At 70.5% G+C, this 14000-nt stretch carries 18 protein-coding genes; 3 read left to right on the top strand and 15 right to left on the bottom strand.

Translation table 11 applies throughout. From position 1 onward, the window contains the following. Window positions 1-251 precede the first annotated feature (251 nt). A complete protein-coding gene (locus Q1V88_RS16330) occupies window positions 252-491 on the top strand; it encodes a hypothetical protein (RefSeq protein ID WP_300682357.1) in 240 nt (79 codons plus the stop codon). Here Q1V88_RS16330 and Q1V88_RS16325 read toward each other — a convergent pair. The 14 genes from Q1V88_RS16325 to Q1V88_RS16260 form a co-directional block, all read right to left on the bottom strand. Next, entirely contained in the window at window positions 488-1795 is a 1308-nt protein-coding gene (locus Q1V88_RS16325) for a FliI/YscN family ATPase (RefSeq protein ID WP_300682356.1), read from the bottom strand. The two genes, Q1V88_RS16330 and Q1V88_RS16325, sit on opposite strands and share 4 nt — an antisense overlap. Then, a complete protein-coding gene (locus tag Q1V88_RS16320; protein ID WP_300682355.1) occupies window positions 1795-2457 on the bottom strand; it encodes a hypothetical protein in 663 nt (220 codons plus the stop codon). The genes Q1V88_RS16325 and Q1V88_RS16320 overlap by 1 nt, the downstream gene beginning before the upstream one ends. A gap of 87 nt (window positions 2458-2544) precedes the next feature. Further along, on the bottom strand, window positions 2545-3384 hold the full coding sequence (locus Q1V88_RS16315; RefSeq protein ID WP_300682354.1) for a hypothetical protein: 840 nt from the start codon (window positions 3382-3384) through the stop codon (window positions 2545-2547). 18 nt (window positions 3385-3402) lie between these two features. Next, a complete protein-coding gene (gene fliG / locus Q1V88_RS16310) occupies window positions 3403-4494 on the bottom strand; it encodes a flagellar motor switch protein FliG (RefSeq protein WP_300682353.1) in 1092 nt (363 codons plus the stop codon). A 14-nt stretch (window positions 4495-4508) separates the two neighbouring features. Further along, the gene (gene fliF, locus Q1V88_RS16305; RefSeq protein WP_300682352.1) at window positions 4509-6119 is read right to left on the bottom strand and encodes a flagellar basal-body MS-ring/collar protein FliF; all 1611 of its coding nucleotides are present in this window, start codon (window positions 6117-6119) and stop codon (window positions 4509-4511) included. Window positions 6120-6123: 4 nt separating this feature from the next. Then, the gene (fliE, locus tag Q1V88_RS16300; protein ID WP_300682351.1) at window positions 6124-6519 is read right to left on the bottom strand and encodes a flagellar hook-basal body complex protein FliE; all 396 of its coding nucleotides are present in this window, start codon (window positions 6517-6519) and stop codon (window positions 6124-6126) included. Further along, a complete protein-coding gene (locus Q1V88_RS16295; protein WP_300682350.1) occupies window positions 6519-6911 on the bottom strand; it encodes a flagellar basal body rod C-terminal domain-containing protein in 393 nt (130 codons plus the stop codon). Before Q1V88_RS16295 ends, fliE begins: the two co-directional genes overlap by 1 nt. Then, the gene (gene flgB, locus Q1V88_RS16290) at window positions 6911-7279 is read right to left on the bottom strand and encodes a flagellar basal body rod protein FlgB (RefSeq protein ID WP_300682349.1); all 369 of its coding nucleotides are present in this window, start codon (window positions 7277-7279) and stop codon (window positions 6911-6913) included. The genes Q1V88_RS16295 and flgB overlap by 1 nt, the downstream gene beginning before the upstream one ends. A 103-nt stretch (window positions 7280-7382) precedes the next feature. Further along, window positions 7383-8498, bottom strand: a complete 1116-nt coding sequence (locus Q1V88_RS16285; protein ID WP_300682348.1) for a glycosyltransferase — start codon at window positions 8496-8498, stop codon at window positions 7383-7385. A 7-nt stretch (window positions 8499-8505) separates the two neighbouring features. After that, window positions 8506-8988 (bottom strand): hypothetical protein, encoded by a 483-nt coding sequence (locus Q1V88_RS16280; RefSeq protein ID WP_300682347.1) that lies wholly within the window; start codon window positions 8986-8988, stop codon window positions 8506-8508. Beyond that, window positions 8988-9350: a response regulator gene (locus Q1V88_RS16275; protein ID WP_300682346.1), complete on the bottom strand. Its 363-nt coding sequence runs from the start codon at window positions 9348-9350 to the stop codon at window positions 8988-8990. Before Q1V88_RS16275 ends, Q1V88_RS16280 begins: the two co-directional genes overlap by 1 nt. Before the next feature lie 47 nt (window positions 9351-9397). Beyond that, window positions 9398-9877: a chemotaxis protein CheX gene (locus Q1V88_RS16270; RefSeq protein ID WP_300682345.1), complete on the bottom strand. Its 480-nt coding sequence runs from the start codon at window positions 9875-9877 to the stop codon at window positions 9398-9400. Next, the gene (locus Q1V88_RS16265; protein WP_300682344.1) at window positions 9877-10269 is read right to left on the bottom strand and encodes a response regulator; all 393 of its coding nucleotides are present in this window, start codon (window positions 10267-10269) and stop codon (window positions 9877-9879) included. The genes Q1V88_RS16270 and Q1V88_RS16265 overlap by 1 nt, the downstream gene beginning before the upstream one ends. A 2-nt stretch (window positions 10270-10271) precedes the next feature. Further along, window positions 10272-11168, bottom strand: coding sequence for a protein-glutamate O-methyltransferase CheR (locus tag Q1V88_RS16260; RefSeq protein WP_300682343.1), 897 nt, complete (start codon window positions 11166-11168; stop codon window positions 10272-10274). A gap of 46 nt (window positions 11169-11214) precedes the next feature. Between Q1V88_RS16260 and Q1V88_RS16255 the strand changes: the two genes are divergently transcribed. Then, complete coding sequence (locus tag Q1V88_RS16255; protein WP_300682342.1) at window positions 11215-12327, top strand: chemotaxis response regulator protein-glutamate methylesterase; 1113 nt, start codon at window positions 11215-11217, stop codon at window positions 12325-12327. Between the two features lie 113 nt (window positions 12328-12440). Beyond that, window positions 12441-13301 (top strand): FliA/WhiG family RNA polymerase sigma factor, encoded by an 861-nt coding sequence (locus Q1V88_RS16250; RefSeq protein WP_300682341.1) that lies wholly within the window; start codon window positions 12441-12443, stop codon window positions 13299-13301. 28 nt (window positions 13302-13329) lie between these two features. On the opposite strand, the gene Q1V88_RS16245 is transcribed toward Q1V88_RS16250, so the two are convergent. After that, window positions 13330-13965, bottom strand: a complete 636-nt coding sequence (locus Q1V88_RS16245) for a hypothetical protein (protein WP_300682340.1) — start codon at window positions 13963-13965, stop codon at window positions 13330-13332. Window positions 13966-14000: the final 35 nt, after the last annotated feature.

Below are 14000 nucleotides of genomic sequence, written 5' to 3'. Positions count from 1 at the left end.
ACGCTGCTTTTTTGTCACACTCAGCACAACTTCTCGTCGCGGAGGTCGGATCGGGGAGGTGAAGCACTGCGCGGTCAGATCGGCATCCCTAAGGTCTGCTGGAACGGACCGGGGGAGTGAAGGATGCTGAGGCAACTGCGAAACGGGGACGTCCCGCTGACGAGCGTGACAGCGGTGACCGGGGTGCTGGAACTGTACGAACGGTCCCGCTCGGTGCGGACAGGTGACGTGGCACGCAGAGGAGATCCGTGATGCCGGTGGCGCTGGGTGTGCTGGTCTTCCTGGGAGAGTGTCTCTTGTGGTGGTGGGCCTACAACTACCTCGCCGACCGGGCCGAGGTGGACAACCGTCCGACCTCGCTCGCCACGACGTGGGGACTCTTCTATATAGCGGGGTTCCTGGCGCCGTTCATGCCGTTCGTCTACGTCTATGGTCGCTTCGCGCGGAAGAAGGCCACGGCGGAAGAGAAGGCGGCGTCGGAGAAGGACTAGGGCAGGACGACCGGGCGGTGTAGCAGGTGGTGCAGGGCCGCCCAGGTGTCGGCCGGCGGCTCGTCCATCCGCTGGCACAGGAAGGCGTTGATCTGGGGCATCAGCTCCAGGGCCTCGTCGGCCGTGGGGTCGGAGCCGGCGGCGTACGCGCCGATCTCGACCAGCTCCTTGACGTTGCGGTGTGCGGCCAGCAGCTGGCGCAGACGGCGGGCGTCGGCCTGCTGCTCGGGGGTGGTGACGGTGGACTGGAGTCGAGAGATCGACTCCAGGACGTCGATCGCGGGGAAGTGCCCTGCGGTGGCCAGCGAGCGCGAGAGCACGATGTGGCCGTCCAGGATCGATCGGGCGGTGTCGCCGATCGGGTCCTGCAGGTCGTCGCCCTCGACCAGCACCGAGTAGAGCCCGGTGATCGAGCCGTCCGGTGAGGTGCCAGCCCGCTCCAGCAGCCGCGGCATGGTCCCGAAGACGCTGGGCGGGTAGCCACGGGTCGCCGGCGGCTCCCCGGCCGACAGACCGATCTCGCGCTGGGCCATCGCGACCCGGGTCAGCGAATCCATCATCAGCACGACGTTCTTGCCGGCGTCGCGGAAGGACTCCGCGATCCGGGTGGCGACGAAGGCGCTGCGCAGCCGCTCCACCGCGGGGGCGTCCGAGGTCGCCACCACCACGACCGAGCGGGCCAGGCCCTCGGGGCCGAGGTCGTTGTCGATGAACTCGCGGACCTCGCGACCCCGCTCACCGACCAGGGCGATCACGTTGACGTCGGCCGAGGTGCCACGGGCGATCATCGACATCAGCGACGACTTGCCGACGCCCGAGCCCGCCATGATCCCGATCCGCTGACCCAGACCACAGGGGGTGAGCGCATCCAGAGCGCGTACGCCGAGCAAAACCGGATCCTCGATCCGGGGACGCTTCAGTGCCCCCGGTGCGGCGTTCTCCACACTGACCCGGGGGAGGGAGTCGAGGGCGGGGCCGCCGTCGATCGGACGCCCCAGCCCGTCGAGCACCCGGCCGAGCAGGGCATCGCCGACCCCGATCCGCAGCGGGCCGCCGGTGTGGCGGACGAAGTCGCCGACCTTCACACCGACCGTCGTGCCCAGCGGCAGGCAGATCATCGAGTCGGGACGCAGCGCGGCGACCTCGGCGAGCAGGGAGCCGTTGATCTCCACCAGGTCGCCGACCGCCGCGGGCAGCCCGGTGATCACCAGGTGCAGGCCGACGATCTCGACGACCGTGCCGAGCGCGAGCGGTCGGGCCGCGGAGAGGGCGTCGTGGACGTGCTGGTCGGTCAGGATCGCCATCAGAGCAGGACTGCCTTGACCCGTTCCATCGCCGAGGTGATCCGCAGATCGGTGACGGCGCCATTGGCCTCGACCAGCGCGTCGGCCGGGCCCAGGGTCGGGTCGGGGTGGATCTGGAGGCCGCGGGCGGCGAGGTCGGCGACGGCAGGGTCGGCGGCAAGGGCGGTGGGGAGGCGGACGGTGGCGACCGGCACCGGAGGCAGGACGGTCAGCACCCGGCGTACGACGTCGGCAGCGGGCGCCACCTGGACCTCACGCTCCATCAGCGCCTCGGTCAGGGCCCAGGCCAGCTCGGTGGACTGCTCCTCGATGGTCGCGCACAGCGTGGCCAGCAGACCGCGGACCTGATCGGCGGCACGGCCCAGGGCGTCGACCGCCTCGGCATGCTCGACGGCACGGCGGGCGTCGGCGGCCTGGCGCAGCACCTCGACCTCGGCGGCGGTCTGGTCGGCTACCCGCTGGGCCTCGCGGCGGCCCTGCGCCCACCCGACGGCGTACCCCTGGGCGTGGGCCTCGGCCCGCGCGGTGTCGGCGATCTCGCCCAGGACGGTGCGGGCCAGCTCGCTCTGCTCGACCTCGCCGCGGGGCAGGTCGGGGGTGGGCAGTGCCTCGAGCGGGGCGGTCGCGCCGGCGCGGATCACCTGGTGCTCGGAGAAGGGCATGAGGGGTCCCGTCGTGCTCAGGGGGTGGGCCGGTCCGTCGGCAGGGGTGAGCAGTCCGTCGCTCACGTCCCCTGTCGGCCGTCACCCTCACGATCTGAGGACGTTCTCCAAGGTCGCGGTGGGCGGGTCGGCGAACCGCGCGAGCCCCAGACAGCCCGCCAGCGCCGCCACCAGGCTGAGCACGATCACCGGCCACCAGCCCGGCCTGACCCCGTCGCCGAGCCAGGCCACGCCGATCGCCGACGGCCCGACGGTCTCGATCACGAAGGTGATCGCGGCGACGGAGGTGACGCTCGCCCGGGTCAGTGCCAGCCCGAAGGCGACCATCGAGATCGCCCCGTAGCCGGCCAGCGCCCACACCGACGGCATCGTCAGCAGGTCCAGCCAACGGTCAGGAACGGCGAAGACGCGGGCGGCGATCCCGGTGCCGGCGAAGCCGAGGCCCGCCACCAAGGCGAGCAGCACGCCCAGGCCGGAGCCCGCAGCCGAGTGCCCCGAGCCGGTGGTGTGGCGCATCGCCAGCACCGCCCAGCCCAGCAGCCCGGCCAGCGGCACCATCAGCACCAGCAGCACGGTGGCGCCCAGATGGCTCAGGCCCGACGCAGTGCCGGAGTCGGCGCCGGCGGCCAGGCCGATCAGTCCCGCCCCGACCCCGAGCAGGGCCAGCCCCTCGCGCCGGCCCAGGTGGGCACCCAGCAGCGGTACGGCGGCCAGGGCCGTGACAGCGACGCTGGAGGCGATCATCGCCTCGACCACGAAGAGCGGCAGCGAGTGCAACGCGGCCAGGGAGGTGAGGAACCCGACCCCGTCGAGCCCGAGGCCGACGGCGTACAGCAGGGGGCGGCCTCGTACGCCGAGAGCCTGGAGGATCGAGGCGAAGCCGTACGCGAGAGCACTCGCGATCGCTCCGAGGATGGCCAGCAGCACGCCCCGATCCTCCCAGGCTCAGATCACGAACTCCTCGTCGTTGCCACGACGCACCGTGATCTGGCCCTGCTCCTCGAGCTGGCGGATCGTGCGGATGATCGCCTGCTGGGCCTCTTCGACCTGGACCAGGCGGACGGCGCCGAGCAGCTCGACCTCTTCGAGGAGGTTCTCTGCGGCACGCTCGGAGAGGTTGCTGGTGATCTTGTTCCGCACCGCGGTGGAGACACCCTTGAGGGCGAGGGCAAGGTCGCCGGTGTCGACCTGGCGCAGCACCTGCTGCACGGAGCGGTCGTCGAGGCCGACGATGTCCTCGAACATGAACATCCGGCTCTTGACCTCGTCGGCCAGGGTCGGGTCGAGCCCCTCGAGGCCCTCGACGATCTGGCGCTCGGTGGGCCGGTCGGAGCGGTTGATGATGTTGACCAGGGGGTCCACGCCACCCACGCGGGAGACCTCGGCGGGCTGCAGCATCGAGGAGAGCTTGCGCTCCAGCACCGACTCCACGGCCCTGATGATCTCCGGGGAGGTGCGGTCCATCACGGCGATCCGGTGGGCCACGATCGCCTGCTGGTAGGCCGGCAGGCCCGAGAGCAGCAGCGAGGCCTTGTCCGGCGTCATGTGCGCCAGCACCAGGGCGATCACCTGCGGGTGCTCCTCGGCGATGAAGCCGCGCAGCTGGGCCGGGTCGGCCCGGTGCAGGAACTGGAACGGCATCTGGACGGCGGCGGCGTGCAGCCGGTCGATGATCTCGGCCGCGCGCTCCTCGCCGATCGAGCTCTCCAGCAGCTGCTGGGCGAAGCTGAAGCCGCCCTGGGCGATGTGCGCCCGCGCCACCATCAGCTCGTGGAACTCCGAGAGCACGGTGTCGGTCTCGGCGGCGGTGATCATGTCGAGCTGGGAGATCTGCGCCGTGACGGCCTCGACCTCGGACTCGGAGAGGTGCTTGAGCACCGCCGCAGCCCGCTCCTGACCCAGCTGGATCAGCAGGATCGCGGCCTTGCGGACACCCGCGGTCCCGGCCAGACCGCCGCCGTTGGCCGCCATCACGGCCAGGGCGGGGGTCATCGTCGGGATCGACATCGTCGGCGCCGTCGCGGTGGAAGGACTCATCGTGGGACTCGCGTTCATGACTTGTGGTCCACCAGCCAGCCGCGCAGCAGGGCTGCGACGTCCTCGGGCTGGCGCTCCACCAGGGAGTTGAGCTGCTCACGGATCTCGTCTGCCGGGTTGGGCTCGGCCGGACCGGAGTGCTCCAGCTCGGCCAGAAGCCGGCCCGCCTCCAGCTCGTTGGCCTGGGCCGTGGCGCGGGCGTCGGCCTCGGAGCGGAGCTGCTCGACGACGTAGCTGGTGGCCAGCTCCCGGGCCTTCGCCTTGCGCCGCGACTTGAGGTACGCGAGCAGGATGATCAGGGCGACGATCGCGACCAGGCCACCGTTGCGGATCCAGGTCCAGCGCTGGGCAGCGGCCTTGGCGGCCTCGGCCTTGGCCAGCTCGGCGGCGTTGGCGTTCTCGGCGGTCCGGTCGAACGGCATCGACGTGACGTCGACCGTGTCACCGCGGGCGGTGTTGATCCCGGTCGCGGCGGCCACGTAGTTGCGGATGTCGGCGGGCTGGATGGTGCCGACCTTGGCCGAGTCCAGCATCACCGCGATGTGCAGCGAGCCGACGCTGCCGGGTGCTGCCTCGGTCACGGTGTCGACCTGGCCGACGGCGTTGTCCTTGGTGGTGGTCTCGCTGGCGTAGCCGCTGGGCGAGCCGCTGATCTGGACGGGGTCCATCTGGCCGTCGGGGCCCACGACCCCGCCGACGCCGGCATTCGACCCGGAACCGGTGCCGTTGTACTTCTCGATCGAGGTCGTCTCCGACAGCGGCGGGACGTTCTTGTCGTAGGTGTAGACCCGCTTCTTCGTCGTGGTCTTGTCGAAGTTGAGGTTCGCGGTGACGGTCGCGGTCGAGTTGCCCACGCCGACCACCTGGTCCAGCGTGCTCTGCAGACGGGTCTGCATCTCGTTCTGGAAGTCGGAGACCTCGGCGGCCTGGGTGCTGGCAGCACCGGCGGCCGAGTCGGTCTCGGTGGTGAGCACCTTGCCGGTCGCGTCGGCGACGGTCACCTTCGACGGGTCGAGGCCGCCGATCGAGCTGGCGACCAGGTTGACGATCGTCTTCACCTTGTCGGCCGAGACGCTCTGCCCGACGCCGGTCTTGACCAGCACCGACGCGGTGGTCGGGTCCTGGGAGTCGCTGAAGACCTGCTTCTCCGGGATGGCCAGGTGGACCACGGCGGTGTCGATCCCGTCGATCGCCTCGATGGTCTTGGTGAGCTCACCCTCCATCGCCCGCTTGAAGTTGGTCTGCTCCTGGAAGTCCGAGGTGGACAGCGACTGGTTGTCCAGGATCGGGTAGCCCTGCGAGCTCGACGCCGGCAGGCCCTTGCCTGCCATCGCGATCCGGGCCGAGTCGACCTGGGTCTTGGGCACCAGGATGGTGGCACCGCCGTTGGTCAGCTCGTACTTCACACCCTCCTTGGTCAGCTCGTCGGCGACAGCGGAGGCGTCGGAGGCGGCCAGGTTGGAGTACAGCGGGGAGTACGTGGGGGCCGAGGCCCACCGGAACACCAGGAAGCCGCCGAGCAGCAGCGCGGCGGTCCCGATCAGGGCGACGGCCTTCTGGCCGACGGTGAAGTCGGCGAACGTCCGGCCGTAGCGGCTGAACTGCCGAGTCAGATTCTCGCGCATCTACTCACACCTGCATCTGCATGATCTGCTGGAACGCGGAGACGGCCTTGTCCCGCACCGCGACCGTCAGCTGGGTGGCCAGCTGGGCCTCGCTCGCAGCGATCGTGTAGTCGTGGATCGCGTCCAGGTCACCGGTGGCGGCCTTGACCGAGAGGTCGGCTGCCTTGTCGGTGCGACTCTCCATCGAGTCGATGCCCTGGAGCAGCATGTCGCCGAACTCGTTGGACGAGCTGGAGCCGCTGGTGCCGCTGACGCCGGAGAGCGAGTCGAGCCCGCTGGTGGCCGACGTACCGGCGGACGTGCCGGCCACGCTGGAGGTCAGCGAGACGTCGTCGGCGCCGAAGTTCATGAAGTTGAGGGGTTCGAAGCCGGAGATGGCCTCGATGCCGGACACGCTCATCACTTGGCTCCGATCGAGAGCGCGGAGTCGTAGGTGTCCTGGGCGGACTTCGTCACCTGGACCGAGCCCTGGTAGCCGCGCTGGGCCATGATCAGCTGGCTCATCTGGCTGGCCATGTCGATCGACGGGGCGCGGACGTTGCCGTTGGCGTCGGCCAGCGGGCTGTCGGGGGAGTTCACCACGATGCCCTCGGTGGAGCTCTGCGCGAAGCCGGCCACGTCGACGCCGCCGTTGGCGTCGGCGGTGAAGACCGGGAACTTGGCGGTCACAGCCGCCTCGCTCGTCGGCTTGATCGTGTTGACGTTGGCGATGTTGCCGGCCAGAGCATCGAGCCAGGTCTGGTGCGCGCCCATCCCGGTGTTGGCGATGCTCAGCATGTCGAAGGCGCCCATCAGGCGGTACCACCTGTCGCGGTCTTGAGGAGGGTGAACTGGTCGGAGAGGGCGCGGCCGACGATCTGGTAGCTGTACTGCGTCTGGATCGCCGCCATCGTCTCCTTGCGGAGGTCGACGTTGTTGCCGTTGGCACCCACGGGCGTCTGGGTGTCGATCTGGGTCGCGACCACGTCGGAGGTGCGCGGGTTGAAGTCGCCGTTGGCGATCGCAGCCTTGAGCGAGCTCTCGAACTCGACGGTGCGGGCGCGGTAGCCGGGAGTGTCGACGTTGGCGATGTCGTCGGCGATGACGTTCTGCCGGGTCGAATAGCCGTTGAGTGCGGTGTGCAGCGTCAAGGTGACGGCATCAGTGACACCAAAGGACACGGAGCAGCCCTCCGAAGTAGTTGGCTGGGGAAGTACGAAACGCGGGTGCCGGTCCTTCGGCGAGAGGCGAGCGATCCTTGCTCGTCCCTCTTCTTCGGCCCGCTCAGGCCCTATCTGAGGACTGGAGGTCCCGAAATCGCTGCTGATATTCGGCGGCCTTGGTCTGCTGGCCCATCGCCTCGTACAGGACGGCCAGGTTGTACGCCGCCAGGTGCGAGCCCCGGCCCGCGACCGCACCGACCAGCTCGGGTCGCTCGCCCAGCTCCAGGCAGCGCAGCCACGAGCCCTCGATCAGCGGCAGCACCTCGGCGGTGGCCTCCGGGTGGGCCAGGCCGTGGTCGAGCAGCAGGTCGCCCAGGCAGAAGTGGAAGTCGGGGGAGTCGGCCCAGCGTCGGCTCTCGGCCTCGGCCAGGGCGACCGCGTCGGCGGTGCGACCCGCCTGCCCCAGGGTGAACAGCATCCGCACCACCAGGTCATGCCGGGCCGGCTCGCTGGTCGGGGTCAGCGCCAGCGCCTGCTGGTAGACCGCGGCGGCCTCGGCGAAGTCACGGTCGGCCTCCAGCGCACGGCCGTACTGCAGCAACAGGTGGGCGTCGCCGGGGTGCTCGGCGACCTCGGCGCGGAGCAGGGCGGCGTTGCGCCCACGCTTGGCCGCGATCACCTCGGGGGCGTAGCCGTCGTGGCTCGCCCTGATCGTCGTACGTCGACACGGACCGTCCCAGACCGGCTGCTCGTGCACCCGCCCGCACCAGAGGGTCCCGGCCGGCAGCAGCCGGGGGATCCAGCCGCTGGTGGTGGTGCGGTGGGAGCCGTCCCCGGCAGCGATCCGGGCCTCGATGGTGCTGACCACCTCGATCTCGCCGACGAAGTCGGGGGAGGTCCACTGCAGCCGGCGCAGCGTCTCGGCGGTCTCGGCCAGGTCGCCGTCCAGCGCCTCGTCGGCGTCGAGCATCAGCACCCAGTCGGTCTCGCACAGCGCCATCGCGGTGCTCCGGGCGGCACCGAAGTCGTCGGTCCAGGTGGTGGTGCGGACCGTGGCGCCGTACTGCTCGGCGAGGGCGACGGTGGCGTCGACCGAGCCGGTGTCGAGGACCAGGAGCTGGTCGAGGACGCCGGCCCGGCGCAGCTCGCGCAGCGGTGCCAGCGAGCGGCCGAGGCAGCGTTCCTCGTCGCGCACGATCATCGCGACGCCGATCGAGAACGGCCGGGGCGCGCTCATCGCAGGCTCACGCCACCATGACGACGCTGAGCTGCCCGGTGCCGTAGCCGCTGATCTCGACGCTGAGGTCCTCGCGCCGGCCCAGGGTGAGCGCCTGGGCGCGCACCATCGGGTCGAGGGGGACGCCGGCGGGGTGCAGGGCGTGCAGCTTGAGGTGGGCGGCGTTGGGCACGTTGAACATCGAGGCGGCCACGTTGAGCACCTCGTAGAGGTTCTCGGCCAGGCTCTGGTCCAGGGTGCCGAGCTCGACGGCCTCCTCGGCGACCTTGGCCGGCACCAGCGCCAGGGCGGCACCGAGGTAGGCCGAGCACGGCAGGTCGACGGCGATCAGGCCGGTGACCCGCAGCGAGTCGTCGACGTAGACCGCGATCGAGGCGGGCGCCTTCGGCCCCGGCGCGAACGGCGGTGCTGGGGCGAGGGTGACCTCGCGTCCGAGCAGGTCGGTGATCAGATCGCGGACCTGCTTGGCGGTGGGGAGGTGCGCCGACATCAGACCAGCACGTCCCGCAGGTGCTCGTCGAAGGTCTCGGCGGTGAACGGCTTGGCGATCAGGAAGAGCGCGCCGGACTGGCGGGCACGGGCCCGCATGTCGTCGGAGCCCTCGGAGGTGACGAAGCCGAACTTCACCTGGTTCCCCGAGGAGCGGAGCACGTTGAGGCAGTCGATGCCGTTCATCTCGGGCATGTTCCAGTCCGAGAGCACCAGGTCGGGGTTCTCGGTGGCGACCTTCTCCAGGCAGTCGCGGCCGTTCTCGGCCTCGACGATCTCGTGTCCACCGTGACCGGCCTGGCGCAGGGTACGGATGACGATCTGGCGCATCACGCGGCTGTCGTCGGCAACGATGATCTTCATGACAGGTCCTTCTAGGCGTAGCTGGGTGAAGCTGAGCGGTCGCCGGATCAGGCGAGGGGCGAGGCGGCGGGCGTGTGCACGCTGACCCGGACGGGCTGGCCGCGCCAGAGACCGTCGTAGCGGGAGATCTCGGTGGAGCCGCTCGGGTGGGCGGCGCGACCGGCGGCCACCGCGGGCAGGGAGAGCACGCTCGGGCCGGGCATCAGCGACTTGATGTTGCCGCCGATCATGTTGACCAGCTCGCCGACGGCGTCGGCCACGTCGGCGTCGTCGACGCTCTCGACGTCGGTCGGCAGCGCCATCATCACCCGAGTGACGACGTAGGCCAGGTCGGCGGAGAGCTCGACGGTCACCGTCGCGTCCCAGCCCCCGGTGGTGGAGACCGCCGCGGACCAGGCCTGCTCCGCGTCGAAGGGCGTGCCGACCTCGACGTACGTCGGCAGCAGCGGGTGGTCCTCACCGAGGAAGCTGCTCCACACCTGGGCCACCACGTCGGCGACATCGTGCATCTCGGGGGCCAGGGTCATCAGGCCACCTCCGTTCGTACCAGACCGAGCATCTCGAGCTTCTCCACAATCGCGTCGGGGGTGAAGGGTTTGATCACGTACTCGTGGGCACCGGCGGCGAGCGCCTTGACGATCTGGCCCTGCTCGGACTCGGTCGTCACCATCATGAGCGTGATGTTGCGCCAGGCCGGGTTGGCCCGGACCCTGCGGATGAAGGTGTAGCCGTCCATCACCGGCATGTTCCAGTCGATCAGGCACAGATCGGGGGTCTCGCCCTGAGCCGTCGCCTCCTCGAGCAGGTCGAGCGCCTCCTGGCCGTGACCGGCCTCGGAGGTCTCGAAGGAGAGTCCGGAGACGATGCGGCGCAGGATGCTCCGCATCGCTCGGGAGTCGTCGATGATCATCGCGCGCATGGTCAAGCTCCGATCGGGGACGCCAGAGGCGGGGTGGGCGGGGTCAGGGTGGAGTGCGTGGCGGTGGCCGGCGCGGTGCTGCTGCGGTGGGCCTGCACGCGCCCGAGAGACTCGGTGCGCCACAGCCCGGAGACGGTGGCCGGCATGTCCAGGGTGGTCTCGGTCGAGCCCAGCAGCAGGTAGCCGTCGTGGGCCAGGTGCGGGTGGATCCGGCGCAGGACGTCGTACTTCACGTCGGGCTCGAAGTAGATCAGCACGTTGCGCAGCAGGATCACGTCGAACAGGCCCATCCCCATCATCGGGTGGGCCAGGTTGAAGGTGCGGGCGGTCACCATCTCGCGCAGCTTCGGGACGACCTCCCACTCGCTGCCCTGCCGGGTGAAGTAGCGGACCAGGCTGGTGGCGGGCATGCCGCGGTTCATCTCGACCTGGCTGTAGCGGCCGCGCCGGACCCGCTCGACCATCGACTCCGAGACGTCGGTGGCGACGATCTCGGCGGTCCAGCCGGCCGGCAGGTGCTGGTCGAGCTGCATCGCGATGGAGTAGGCCTCCTGGCCGCTGGAGCAGGCCGCCGACCAGATCCGCAGGTGGCGGGTGGTGGCGCGGGCCTCGAGCAGTCCGGGCAGCATGTGCTGGGTGAAGGCCTGGTACGGCGACTGGTCGCGGAACCAGCTGGTCTCGTTGATGGTGAGCGCGTCGACGGCCTTGCGCTGCTCGATCAGGTCGGTGCCCAGTCGGCCGATGTAGGTGTCGACGTCGGTGCCGTGTCCGGCGGCTGCGGCCAGCGGCATCAGCCGGGCCTCGATCAGATAGCCCTTGGCCTCGTCGTAGTACGCCATCGCCGTCTCGCGCCGAACGAGCGTGGCGATGGTGCGAAAGCTGGCTGAGGACAGGGTCACAGGCTTTCCATCGGACCGACCTGTCAGGTTCTGAGCGAAAGGGCCGATGGACCACATCGTGATCCGTGTCTTGATCGTCGATGACTCTGCGTTGATTCGGAGGCTGATCGCCGCGGCGCTCGCCCCGGTGTCCGATATCGAGATCATCGGACAGGCCCGTGACGGGATCGAGGCGGTCGACCTGGTCCGGGCGCTGGACCCGGACGTGGTCACCCTCGACATCGAGATGCCCCGCCTGGACGGCCTCGGCGCCCTGGAGCAGATCCGCGCCACCCACCCGCGACTGCCGGTGATCATGTTCTCCACCCTGACCGAGCGGGGTGCCGCCGCGACCCTGGAGGCGCTCTCGCGGGGCGCCTCGGACTACGTCACGAAGCCGTCCAACACCGGGTCGGTGGCCGAGGGGCTGGCCTCGGTCCGGGACCAGCTGGTGCCCCGGATCCGGGCTCTGGTCGGGATGCGGCTGCTCACCCACGACGCCGCGCCGCGGCCGCGTCGCTCCGAGCCGGTCGGGACCCCCGCGGTGCCGCCGGTGCGGGCCGCCCGGCGTACGGTGGCGCGTCCGGCGGGCCCGCCGGAGGTGCTGGTGATCGGCTGCTCGACGGGTGGTCCCGACGCCCTGGCCCGGGTCGTGGCCGACCTGCCCGCCGACCTGCGGGTGCCGGTGCTGGTGGTGCAGCACATGCCGCCGGTCTTCACCGCGATGCTGGCCCAGCGTCTGGACCGGCTTTCTCCTCTGACGGTGCGCGAGGCTGCCGATGGGGAGATCCCGGCCCGTGGTGAGGTCCTGATCGCGCCGGGCGACCAGCACCTCACGTTGGTGAGCCGGGCTGGGACCCCGACGGTCCGTCTGACCTCGGGTCCCCAGGAGAACTTCTGCCGCCCCGCGGTCGACGTCCTGTTCCGTACCGTCGCCGACGTCTACGGGGGCCGGGTGGTCGCCGCCGTGCTCACCGGGATGGGTCAGGACGGCCTCGAGGGAGCCCGCATCCTGGCTGCTCAGGGCGCCCATGTGATCGCTCAGGACCGTGAGTCCTCGGTGGTGTGGGGCATGCCCGGAGCGGTGGTGATGGCGGACCTGGCCCACGAGGTGGTGCCACTCCGGGACCTGGCATCACGCATGGTCCGCGCTTGTGACTACTCCCCACTTGGGACCTAGATCCTGGGTCTTGATCCCCGGTTATGGGACCGGGGTCCTTAATTGGGGGCGTGGGCGGATTAAACCTTGTCCCAGGAGCGATGCAGGGCCGCGCGGGGTGCCACAGTTCTGTCGTGACCGTGCAGATTCCTCCGGGTGGTACCTCCCCGCTCACCGAAGACCTGATCACCAGCGCGATGCCGCTGGTCGGGCATATCGTCCGCGAGACGATGGGCCGGGTGCCTTCGCACGTCAACCGTGACGACATGACCTCGGCGGGCCTCACCGCGCTGGTCCAGGCCGCGCAGGCGTACGACGCCGAGCGCGGCGTCCCCTTCGAGCGCTACGCCGCGACGCGGATCCGTGGCGCCATCCTCGACGAGCTGCGCAGCGTCGACTGGGCCTCGCGCTCGGTCCGTCGCCGTGCCCGCGACCTGGAGGCCACCCGCGCCCAGCTCGCCGGCAGCCTGGGCCGCACCCCGACCACCGCCGAGATCGCGACCGCGCTCGGCATGACGGTCGAGGAGGTCGTCGCCAACGAGGACGACGTCAACCGCGCCCAGGTGCTCTCGCTGCAGGGCTCGCTGACCTCCTCCCTCGACGAGCTGATCCCGACCCGGGCGCCGAGCCCGGAGGCCCTGGTCGAGTACCAGGAGAAGCTCACCTACCTGCGCGAGGCGATCGAGGAGCTGCCCGAGCGGCTGCGGACCGTGGTGCAGGGCTACTTCTTCGCCGAGCGCCCGATGGCCGAGATCGCCGAGGAGCTCGGTGTCACCGACTCCCGGATCTCGCAGATGCGTGCCGAGGCCCTGGTGCTGCTGCGCGACGCGCTCAACACCGCCCTGGAGCCGTCCCTGGTGCAGGCCTCGGCCCGTCCCGGCGGCTGCGCCAACCGTCGTCGCGAGGCGTACTTCGCCGCCGTCGCCACCCGTCATGCCGAGGGGCTGCGCGGTGGTGGGCGCCCGAGCGCCTCGGAGCTGAACGCCGCGGGCTGAGTCCCGCACCCTGCCGGGTGGGGCCTGCTCAGGAGGTGTGCAGGCCGCCCTCGGAGGTGACGAAGGCGCGCAGCAGTCCCAGTGCCGCCTCGGCGCACTCGTCCTCGGTGAGGTCGAGACGCCCTTCGAGGTACGCCGTCGCGAACTCGATCAGGCCGCCGAGCGCGAACCGTGCCGCCAGGCCCGAGGTGACCAGCGACGGCGCGTCGGGGACCGCCCGGGTCCAGATCCGGGTGGCGCGAGCGAGCAGGTCGTCGATCAGCGCCCGGCGCCGCTGGTGCATCGGGGGATGCCCGGCCGCGTGCACGAGCAGGAACCGGCAGGCGCGGGGATCGGCGCTCAGGTAGGCCATCCCCGACCTGACGAAGCTGCCCAGCGGGTCGGTCTCGTCGTCGATCGCCGAGGTGACCCCGCTGGCGATCGCCTCGACCGCCTGGGAGGCGAGCTCGTCGTAGAGCGAGGTGATCAGGTCGGTGAGGTCGGTGAAGCTCTCGTAGAAGTAGCGCGCCGTCAGTCGCGAGGTGGCGCACACGCCGCGGACCGTGACCGCGGTGATCCCGCCCTCGTCGATCAGGTCGAGGGCGGCGGTGAACAGCTGGTTGCGGCGCACCGAGGCGCGCTCGGCCAGATCCTTGCCGCGCCAGGTGCGGGTTCCGTCGCTCACCCTGCCCATTGTGGCAGGAACCGTTGACACTGGCA

It is taken from the genome of Nocardioides sp. (assembly GCF_030150155.1).
Lineage (GTDB): Bacteria > Actinomycetota > Actinomycetes > Propionibacteriales > Nocardioidaceae > Nocardioides.
The sequence above is the reverse complement of the archived record's forward strand: the minus strand, read 5'-3'. Positions and strand labels throughout refer to the sequence as shown.